This is a genomic window from Aurantimonas sp. NFXS3 (genome assembly GCF_049132005.1).
Classification (GTDB): Bacteria; Pseudomonadota; Alphaproteobacteria; order Rhizobiales; family Rhizobiaceae; genus Aurantimonas; species Aurantimonas coralicida.
The window spans coordinates 1-8,325 of sequence record NZ_JAGDDZ010000015.1 but is presented as its reverse complement, the minus strand read 5'-3'; the positions used below and the strand labels follow the sequence as shown (position 1 = coordinate 8,325).

At 56.4% G+C, this 8,325-nt stretch carries 9 protein-coding genes; 2 read left to right on the top strand and 7 right to left on the bottom strand.

Translation table 11 applies throughout. The features are described 5' to 3' along the window. Positions 1-562: 562 nt before the first annotated feature. From J3367_RS20865 to J3367_RS20855, 3 genes are read right to left on the bottom strand one after another with little or no spacing between them, the layout of a single operon-like run. Positions 563-1,156 (bottom strand): hypothetical protein, encoded by a 594-nt coding sequence (locus J3367_RS20865; protein ID WP_421462552.1) that lies wholly within the window; start codon positions 1,154-1,156, stop codon positions 563-565. After that, positions 1,149-2,306, bottom strand: coding sequence for a hypothetical protein (locus tag J3367_RS20860; RefSeq protein WP_421462550.1), 1,158 nt, complete (start codon positions 2,304-2,306; stop codon positions 1,149-1,151). Before J3367_RS20860 ends, J3367_RS20865 begins: the two co-directional genes overlap by 8 nt. Continuing rightward, positions 2,296-2,766 carry a hypothetical protein gene (locus J3367_RS20855; RefSeq protein ID WP_421462549.1) on the bottom strand — a complete coding sequence of 157 codons (471 nt, stop codon included), beginning with the start codon at positions 2,764-2,766 and terminating at the stop codon, positions 2,296-2,298. Before J3367_RS20855 ends, J3367_RS20860 begins: the two co-directional genes overlap by 11 nt. A 143-nt stretch (positions 2,767-2,909) precedes the next feature. Here J3367_RS20855 and J3367_RS20850 point away from each other — a divergent pair, with 143 nt between their 5' ends. Beyond that, on the top strand, positions 2,910-3,584 hold the full coding sequence (locus J3367_RS20850; RefSeq protein WP_421462547.1) for a recombinase family protein: 675 nt from the start codon (positions 2,910-2,912) through the stop codon (positions 3,582-3,584). A 152-nt stretch (positions 3,585-3,736) separates the two neighbouring features. After that, complete coding sequence (locus J3367_RS20845; protein ID WP_421462546.1) at positions 3,737-4,231, top strand: hypothetical protein; 495 nt, start codon at positions 3,737-3,739, stop codon at positions 4,229-4,231. A gap of 536 nt (positions 4,232-4,767) precedes the next feature. On the opposite strand, the gene J3367_RS20840 is transcribed toward J3367_RS20845, so the two are convergent. The 4 genes from J3367_RS20840 to J3367_RS20825 form a co-directional block, all read right to left on the bottom strand. Continuing rightward, a complete protein-coding gene (locus J3367_RS20840) occupies positions 4,768-5,277 on the bottom strand; it encodes a hypothetical protein (RefSeq protein WP_421462544.1) in 510 nt (169 codons plus the stop codon). A gap of 161 nt (positions 5,278-5,438) precedes the next feature. After that, positions 5,439-5,792, bottom strand: a complete 354-nt coding sequence (locus J3367_RS20835) for a Rap1a/Tai family immunity protein (protein WP_421462542.1) — start codon at positions 5,790-5,792, stop codon at positions 5,439-5,441. 40 nt (positions 5,793-5,832) lie between these two features. Then, positions 5,833-6,561, bottom strand: coding sequence for a helix-turn-helix domain-containing protein (locus tag J3367_RS20830; RefSeq protein WP_421462540.1), 729 nt, complete (start codon positions 6,559-6,561; stop codon positions 5,833-5,835). A 298-nt stretch (positions 6,562-6,859) separates the two neighbouring features. Further along, a partial coding sequence (locus J3367_RS20825; protein WP_421462539.1) for a DNA sulfur modification protein DndB occupies positions 6,860-8,325 on the bottom strand: 1,466 nt, incomplete at its 5' end.

The window sequence follows — 8,325 nt, the reverse complement described above, 5'->3', positions numbered from 1 at the left end:
CACGTTAGGTTACCTAGGTTGTATCCTACCAGGACGTTAATGGGCTCGTCGTCGCTCCCAAGCTCCAGCATGGCGTCGAGCGACGTGATCTCATCAGCGGCATCCTTTGAAACCATTGATTTTGGCATTCCCACCGTATTTCCGAACATCATCATCTCCTTCCCTTTCACCCTGGCGATCGTCCGAGACAAACCAGGGTGATAAAAATTTACGTCCAGGACTGTTTCGAATTTGTCGAAACACCCCTGGAATGTCAATGTCTATTTTTATGGCGTATAAAAAATATCCCTGGAGAAAAATTCGCGCCTCCCAGGATTGTCATACGTATTGAAATTCAATGGCTTAGTGTTGGTTGATAGGGACTGCTGCCTCGGGCAAGCGGTCCACATAGCCAATTGCGTCCTGAAATTTTTGATGAGCACACACGCTGCAAGGGGTTCAGCTGTCGTGCGTAGTTCTACGACTTCGGTTCTTCTGACGCATCGCGCGTAACTACGTGGCGCCGGCCTGCTGAACGAAATTGGAGCGCACTTTGCGAGTGCGATGCCAGATGATGGGCGATTTAGACGGGCGCTAGGTTCTCTTCGTCGACAAGCTCATCGTCGACTTCGTTGCCATCCCCACGCTGGATCGCGTCAATCTCTTCCAGCGTGATGTCATGCAGGACGAGCTCGGGAAGCTCACGGCCATGAGCAGGGTCTTTGTCCAAGCCTAGCGCAGACGATTTGAGGGCGTAGAGGCGCTCCAGAGTGCCGGCAGCCAAGCTCAACGCCTTCAGCGCTGCAGAGGCCTTGAACGCTGCCTCTGGTGACCTCTGTGCGTGTGCGAGCTGCGTCATCACGAGGTTTTCGACCACGGTGGCGTTCTTGAAGGAGGTCTCGCGCGTAGTTCTGGCTCGCTCGACGAGCATATCCTCATCCGGAAGGTCCTGCTCGAGCACCTTCGCCTGAACTGCCTGTGCGAGCGCCGCAGCCTCGGCGCCCTTCACAGTGCCGTGCTTGCTGAAGTGCGTCTGCAGCGCCCTGGTGGAGACGTCATAGCGATGTGCGAGCTCTGCAAGAGTCACCTCGCCCACTTGCCAGTGGGATCGGATTTCGGCCCATGTCGCCGGCGTCAGCCGGGTGTAGCGGCGCTTCGGGGTCACGGCCTCAGTCATGGCGCCCGCCCTGGGCAGCGCGCCAGATCGTGAACGCAGCCCGCGCGTCCTGGCGAGCTTGCTGACTGGCTGTAACGAGGGAGCCGTCCGGAAAGGTATGGCGAGTATGGTCTGCTTTCTTCGTGACGTAGTCGACCCAACCGTCATCCGGAGATCCGTCTCGTTCGCTCCAGTCGATCTGATACTCTTCGCCGCGTCGCGCATCCCACTTACCGGCCGCCTGTTTCAGCGCAGCTTCGACAATGGGGCGCTCCTGTGCAGAGCAGCTGATCACGCCATGGAAGTGCGGACGCGGTGCACCGTGCGTCCAGGTCTCCAGAACGAGCCAGAAGTCGAGATCGCGCCCGATCGCGCGCTCAGCCTGCTCCAGGGCAAGGCTGACGCGCTTGCCGAACCAAGCTGCCCCGTTCTGCCGCATCCGCGCCTGGATGGCGCGTCCGAGGTTGATGGTCACCGCAGAGTGCGCGACGTGTCGACGAGCAAGGCCATCATTAAGCGCAAGGACCCGACTAGCCAGGCCAAGGTCGCGCCAGCGAGGCGGACCCTTTCGCGTGATCAGACCCTTCGCCTTGCCCTCGTCTGCTGCGTGCTTGAAGCGCCCCTGCAGAAGGTTCGGCGTTGTCCCATCTTCGACGTCTGCTCCTACTGCCGATGCATGGAAAGAGAGACTAAAGGAACGATCCGCCAAGGAGCTGTTTTCAGCGTATTGGCTGGACCCCGGCAGCCCTTGCAACGTCGAAGGTTGGAGCTGGCCGTGTTCTTGTGAATGGGCGTCGGCGCCGCTTACCGACTTGCCGACCAAGCGGTAAATTCCAAGCAGATCCGAGGCAGCCCCATTTACCGATTGGCCAGCAGCCGGATTTTCCAGATTGCCAGCCAGGTCGGTCTCGTCGTCCCCCTCGGGCTCCTCATCTTCAAGCAGTGCGGCGGCGGCCTCTGCAGCTCGAGCTTCCTCACGCTGCAGCTGGATCGTTCTGGAAATCAGCCAGGCGTCAAAGGTTGTCTGGTTCTGCAGCGGGGCGAACCAACAATCCGGGTCAAGGGGGCCAGCTAGGATAGCGAGCGCCTCATTCAGAATGCGGTCAATGTCCTGCTCTGAGCCGTAAAGGCTGAGCGAGTGAGGTTCGGTGAATTCGGCCTCAGGCGACATGGATATCTGCCAGAAACTGGGCCGCGTCTGTGAGCTGACGTTGCAGATCGCCGGCGAGGGAATACGTCAAACTATGTGCAGAGACGGCCCCGGTTGCGTCGGCGATCCGAAGGACGAGAGCACGGCCACGCCGGCCGATCACGATTTCAAAGCCTCGCGCCTTGAGTGAGCGGCCTTTCCCGTTCTCCCCATCAATGATCCGTTTAACGTGGATAGCGAGCCCGTAGGCTTCCTGAGGGGTTAGTCCGATATAAACCGCCGAGCCTGCGGACAGCAAAACATTGTTGTCACCTGCCATGACCTTGAGGCTAGGAATGAAGTCGAGAAAGGGCTCCTCCTGGAGCGCCTTCGAAATGAGCCCCTCGACCGTCTCGGCGATGGTTTCCTTGCGGGCGTCAGCCAGCATCCGAAGCTGGCTCAGGCGTTCTGGGTGAAGGCGAATATGCGAATGATCAGACACGGTGCTTCTCTTGTTGTTAACAGTTAACATATATTAGCGCATTGCGGCCGACCTCGCACGTTTTTTCGCTTGCGATTTGATCGTATCAACTCTAAATGTTCGTTTAGAGTTGATACAAACGCCCGTCGTATAGGACTGACACGATGATCAACACCGCGATTTCCTACATTCGGGTGTCGACGCAGACCCAAGGCAAAAGCGGCCTCGGCATCGAAGCGCAGCGTGCGGCCGTGGCCCGGTTTGCCGAGGCCGAGGGCATCATAATCGTAGATGAGTGTATCGAAATCGAGACCGGCAAGGGTGCAGACGCCCTAGATCGCCGACCGGTCCTTGCTGGTGCTCTAGCGAAGGCTCGCCGTGCGAAGTGCCCAGTGCTAGTCGCTAAGCTCGACCGGCTGAGCCGCGACGTTGCATTCGTCGCTGGTCTGATGGCGCAGCGAGTCCCCTTCATTGTCGCCGAGCTAGGCGCCGACGCCGACCCGTTCATGATGCACATTTACGCCGCTTTGGCTGAGAGAGAGCGCGCGCTGATTTCGGCACGCACAGCGGCCGCGCTCCAGGTGAAGAAAGCGGCGGGGGCACAGCTTGGAAACCGGACGAACCTCCGGGACGCGCAACGGGCTGGGGCGGCAAAGAATGCAGAACAGGCCAATGTTTTCGCTGAGAACGTCGTGCCGCTTGTGCACCAGCTCCGCGCATCTGGCCGCTCTTCGCTGAGGGCAATTGCCAAGTCGCTCAACGATCAAGGGGTGCGCACTGCGCGAGGTGGGGAATGGACGGCTATGACAGTCAAGCGGATCCTTGAACGGGTCGCGTGACCTCACTTGGCTATGCTCTATCCCCGGGTTGAGATCGCAGCGAGACTGGGCCAGATTGAACGAATGCGCATGATTTTTAGTTTTGCGCATCTGGTTGATTAATTAATAAAAAGATGCACATTGGGTTTCCGGCAACTCGAGGAGACCTCCCAATGGCTCGCATATCCATTTCCATTCCCGATGAAGCGATGCACACACGCATCACATCAAACCAAGACAATCTGAATTTTAGCCTTTTAGCGCGTCAGGCGTTCGATCAAGCGTTTCGCTTGATCGACGCTGGCAAGCTTGGTGCAGTCGAAGAGACTATCGAGCGCCTTCGTCAATCAAAGGAGGAGAACAAAACCCACAAGAAGGAGATGTTGCGCCGTCGAGCGCGCGCCTGGGTGCGTGAAGATGCTTCTTATGCGGCGATCAAAACGCTTGAGGAGACGCCCTTCGACCCCACAAAGAACATGTTCGAGCAACTGGGCGAAGCCCTCTATGGCGAGAACTACGACGAAGCACAGGAGTGGTTTGACGACATCTTCGCGAACATCGAAATGACGAACGCCGACGTCTTCGAGTTCCTCGTCGCTGTCGGAAAGGTCTGGAGCGAGATCAAGGATCGCGTCGAAGCTGAGGAGAAGGTTGCAGCCGCAGCTTGAGTAGAAGCGACCCTCTAGATCCGCGCCGGCCGAGGCGCGCGCGCATCTAGTTGCGAGGTCCCAAGGCATAGGCGCGGATCATTCGATGGGCCAATGCCAGGAAGTTGCGCTCTGTTCGGCGGTCAACAATCGCACAAAATGCGACGAACGCATCGATCACTTGCGCTACGATGCCAACGGTTCGGGCTTGATCTTGTCGCAGAAAATGCGACGGTAGAAACACCGTGGCACGCATCGCCCTCTCGATGGCAGAGGACTATGCGGGTGTAGCGCCAGCTGACGGGCCTTACGGCGGGGACGGGCAGTTTTGAAGGACCAGTCCGTCCCCCCATCGCGTGCAGCGACTCGAACGCTAGCTGGAACGGGTCTATTTGCAAAGCAGAAGTGGTGGTTTGCCTCATCGGCCTTCAGGGACGTTAAAGGAGTTGTTCAAGCGCACAACTCCAACGCCCAGGGCGAAGCCCGTGCTTGGTAGGCTGCCAGCCTGTAACCCTTTCGTCGCGGTGCAGGAGCGGCAGAATGTCGACCGCCGCTAATTACCCCGCCAAGCGCCGCCACCAGGACCGGGTCGCCTGTTCGCGCCACTGGTCGCGTTCAGCCTTCAGCTCGGCGACGCGATCGAGGGCTGCATCGGTCTCGATCTTCAGCACCTTTTGAAGCGCCTCGATCTGGGATTGGATCACAATCTCGGCCTCGCGGGCCGCATCTCGATCACGTTCGGCCGCACGTGTCTCATCACGGGCCATATCACGTTCCAGCTCGAAGCGATTGGCACGCTCTTCAGCCGTATCAAGCGCTTGCTCAAGACGCTCAATGTGACGTGTCAACGCACGGGTTACGTCCGTATCGTCGGGCGTGTCTTGTGACGGGCTGTCGGACGTGACGACGGGCAAAGCGTCGAGCGGGACTTCGACACGGGCGCGGCCATCATTGCCTTTGCGCCGAGCCCATCGCTTGCGCAGGGTGAGCTGCCGGGCGCTTTCGCGGGTGATGCCGAGCCGTTCGGCCAGCTCATCGTAGGACAGGAGGATGGTGTCGTCGGTCACGTGCTGCGCCCCGTCATGCGACACGGGCCAAGCTGGCGGCGTCGCGGTTCGTCGGACGTGCGACGCGACGTGCTGTAACCCGTGGCGCCACACGTGCGAGATCATGGGCGAGAGGCGTTAAGGTTTTGCTAACTACGCTTATGCGTGACCAGCACCTTGCCCTATTGCTTGCAAGGAAAGGCTTTCCTCATTGCATTCAAGATAATATCTGCTGCAGCATAATGGCGATACTCAGGGATTTCTCTTAGATCCCTTATAACAACGTCAACAAGTTGTTGAAAATCGGCCTCAGATTGAGCGCAGACAGTCTTCCCGTAGTCTAATACAAATATCGAATCTATCGCGCCTATTATGTATGAATTGCATGAAACGGTTGCAGATATACTTCCGCCGTTACACTTCTCGTAGAGTTGAACTCCATTAAGGAACGAATTAGCAGTAGAAGACTCGGCTTTGTCGCCGAATGCTGCGATAGCTACCGCAATCCCCATCACCACGACGATCGCATTCTTCATCAATAGCCCTTCCCTTCGCCATACGTGGCCGCTGGCGCGCTTATCCAGATGGTTTGGGCCTTCGCCCCGCGTCCTTCGAGAGCCCTTTCCTTGGGCTTAGGAAAGAATCTTTTGTGACTTCGTTTGTGGGAGACAACTGTGTCACCCTATGAATCCCGGGGGTTTCAGCCGCAAAGGGCAGTCCGTCGAGCCCTTTCGTCTCGGCCAGCCATCGGGCTAGCCCCTTGGTCTCGGCAAAGAACGCCAGGACGGCGTCGGTGATCGTGATGATCAATCCCGTGTGCAGCCCTCGGCCGGTGCAGCGGATCTCGGTGTTGATGTAGCCGAAGCGCTCTAAGTCGCGCAGGTAGCGGGCGATCGTCCTACGTGACCGGGACATGATCGAGGCCAGCGTCGACTTACAGGTCGGCGTCTCGCGTCCCTTGCCACACCGTGCGCGGATGACCTGTAGAAGCGCCTTGGCATTCGGTGTCAGGCGATCGTCGCGCGCGGCCGTCGTAGACATCGTGTCCGCGTATTGGCGCGAACCGCGTGGCTCGGGACGGTCATGGCGGGGGCGAGGGGTCGGCTTGCGCGCCGGGAACAACGAGGGCGTTTGGGGTGCTGGTTTAAGTGTCCGTTGGAGCGCAGAGACGCCGCCGCTGCGGAACAGCTCTAAGCGCTTCAGGAAGTCAGGGTGTGGCGCTTCGGCAAAGAGATCAGTAGCGACTGACATTTTGTGATCGGCTTTCGGTCGTCGCGCCTTGACGATCCGGGGGCCGAGGGCCATTATCTCGCTTGTTGAGGACGAGGAATAGCTTCGGCTTTTACCCGTTTTAGAAGGCTTCCAGGCGGCAAACCTGGAAGCCTTCTTTCGTTTCAGGCGTCTGCTTCGTTGGGGTTAATGAGACCTGACGCGTCGAGTCGCGTCAATCCCTGCTATGACTCGACCCTTACCGTCCGTCACGCTCCGATCCGAAGTGATCGCTAACCGATTAGCCTCGACAGCATGCATGATACTTCGTCTCTTTGGCCATTCTGATATGGCTTGATGAAGAAGCCGCCGGGAAACCCGGCGGCTTATTTTGCTAGGCTCCCCCCGCCTCTTCCAGGCCCATATCTCCTGCATGGCGATTGGGCAACTGAAGCTTCCATCGCATCATATCCGCCAGGATCGGGAATATATCATTATGCTTCGCACCAAAGCGCATAACACCACTTTGGTATGCGCCGATATCTCTATTTGACGCTGCGGTATCGACTCCACGATTTGGTAGATATTCTGCGAGTCCGGAAACACCAAAATTCTCCCGATCCCTCGCCGACAAATGGTAGAACCTCCACATTGGATTTTCATGACTAAAGTCAATATCCTCCAGATGGCTCAACATATCTTCATATATGTCTCCACCATTTACAGGACGTCGGTTAGAAAAATTCAGATCGAATGTGATTTTTGCTAGCGCCTTTAATACAACTGGCTGAGCTGCTACCGTTTGTAGCTTGGCTCCTGGCTGCCCGAAATACGGCAAAGAGACAATCGCAGTCCAAAGACCTTCAATTACAGCCGATCTTTCGTTAACAACGGCCGGTGTTGCACTACGAACATTTGTTCGATTAAGGAAGGCGATTGCATTGATAGCTGCGAGATCTTTTGTAAGGATTGCTCCACTGTCTTTGTTCCAATCCTTGATTTCTCTATCTGTTGCCGTCACACCAAGTTCATCTTCAATCGTTTCTCGCACAAAACGATTGATCGGATTTCCCTGATCGAACTCCGTAGCTTGCGAAACATTGATCTTTTTACCGAGATTATTCAAATCATGAAACAACTGCCGTTCCTGATCCGTATCTAGACCCAAGTGAAACTCTATTTTCACAGTAGCGAAATTCCGAGCACACTCATAAGCCTCGAGCCACACCGTCATTTCTTCAGGCGACACATCCCCTCTAAGATCAACAATTGATCCTCTTGCAGGATATTTTCCATTCCGAGTAACTTCCTTAAGCCAATCAAGAACCATTTCAGCGCCAAATCGCCGGTGCTGACCATCAACTACCCACCATCGATAGCTTCTAGGCATGAAAACCTTAAAACCAACGGTCTCCCCCCTAGAGGTCGTAGCCCTATCGGCACGAATAGATGGCTTATTCGGATCAATAGAACGTATATTTGCAACAATAGGCTGGAGTGCACAATACGGCTTAGTTCCAAGTTTATTTTGGATGTCAAAGAAACTTTCTGGAACGTCCTTATCCTGAAGGCGCCTTTTGATAATAGCTGCATTAACGAGGCCTTTCAGCATGAATGCTGCAAGGCTTTTTGCGTGAGTGGGATCTAATTTGCGCTGCGCCACCTCGCCACGGTCGGGATCGTTCGCTATTTCCGACCATTCAACGAACTTTGCGAGTGCAACATCTGACGACCACGTTAGGTTACCTAGGTTGTATCCTACCAGGACGTTAATGGGCTCGTCGTCGCTCCCAAGCTCCAGCATGGCGTCGAGCGACGTGATCTCATCAGCGGCATCCTTTGAAACCATTGATTTTGGCA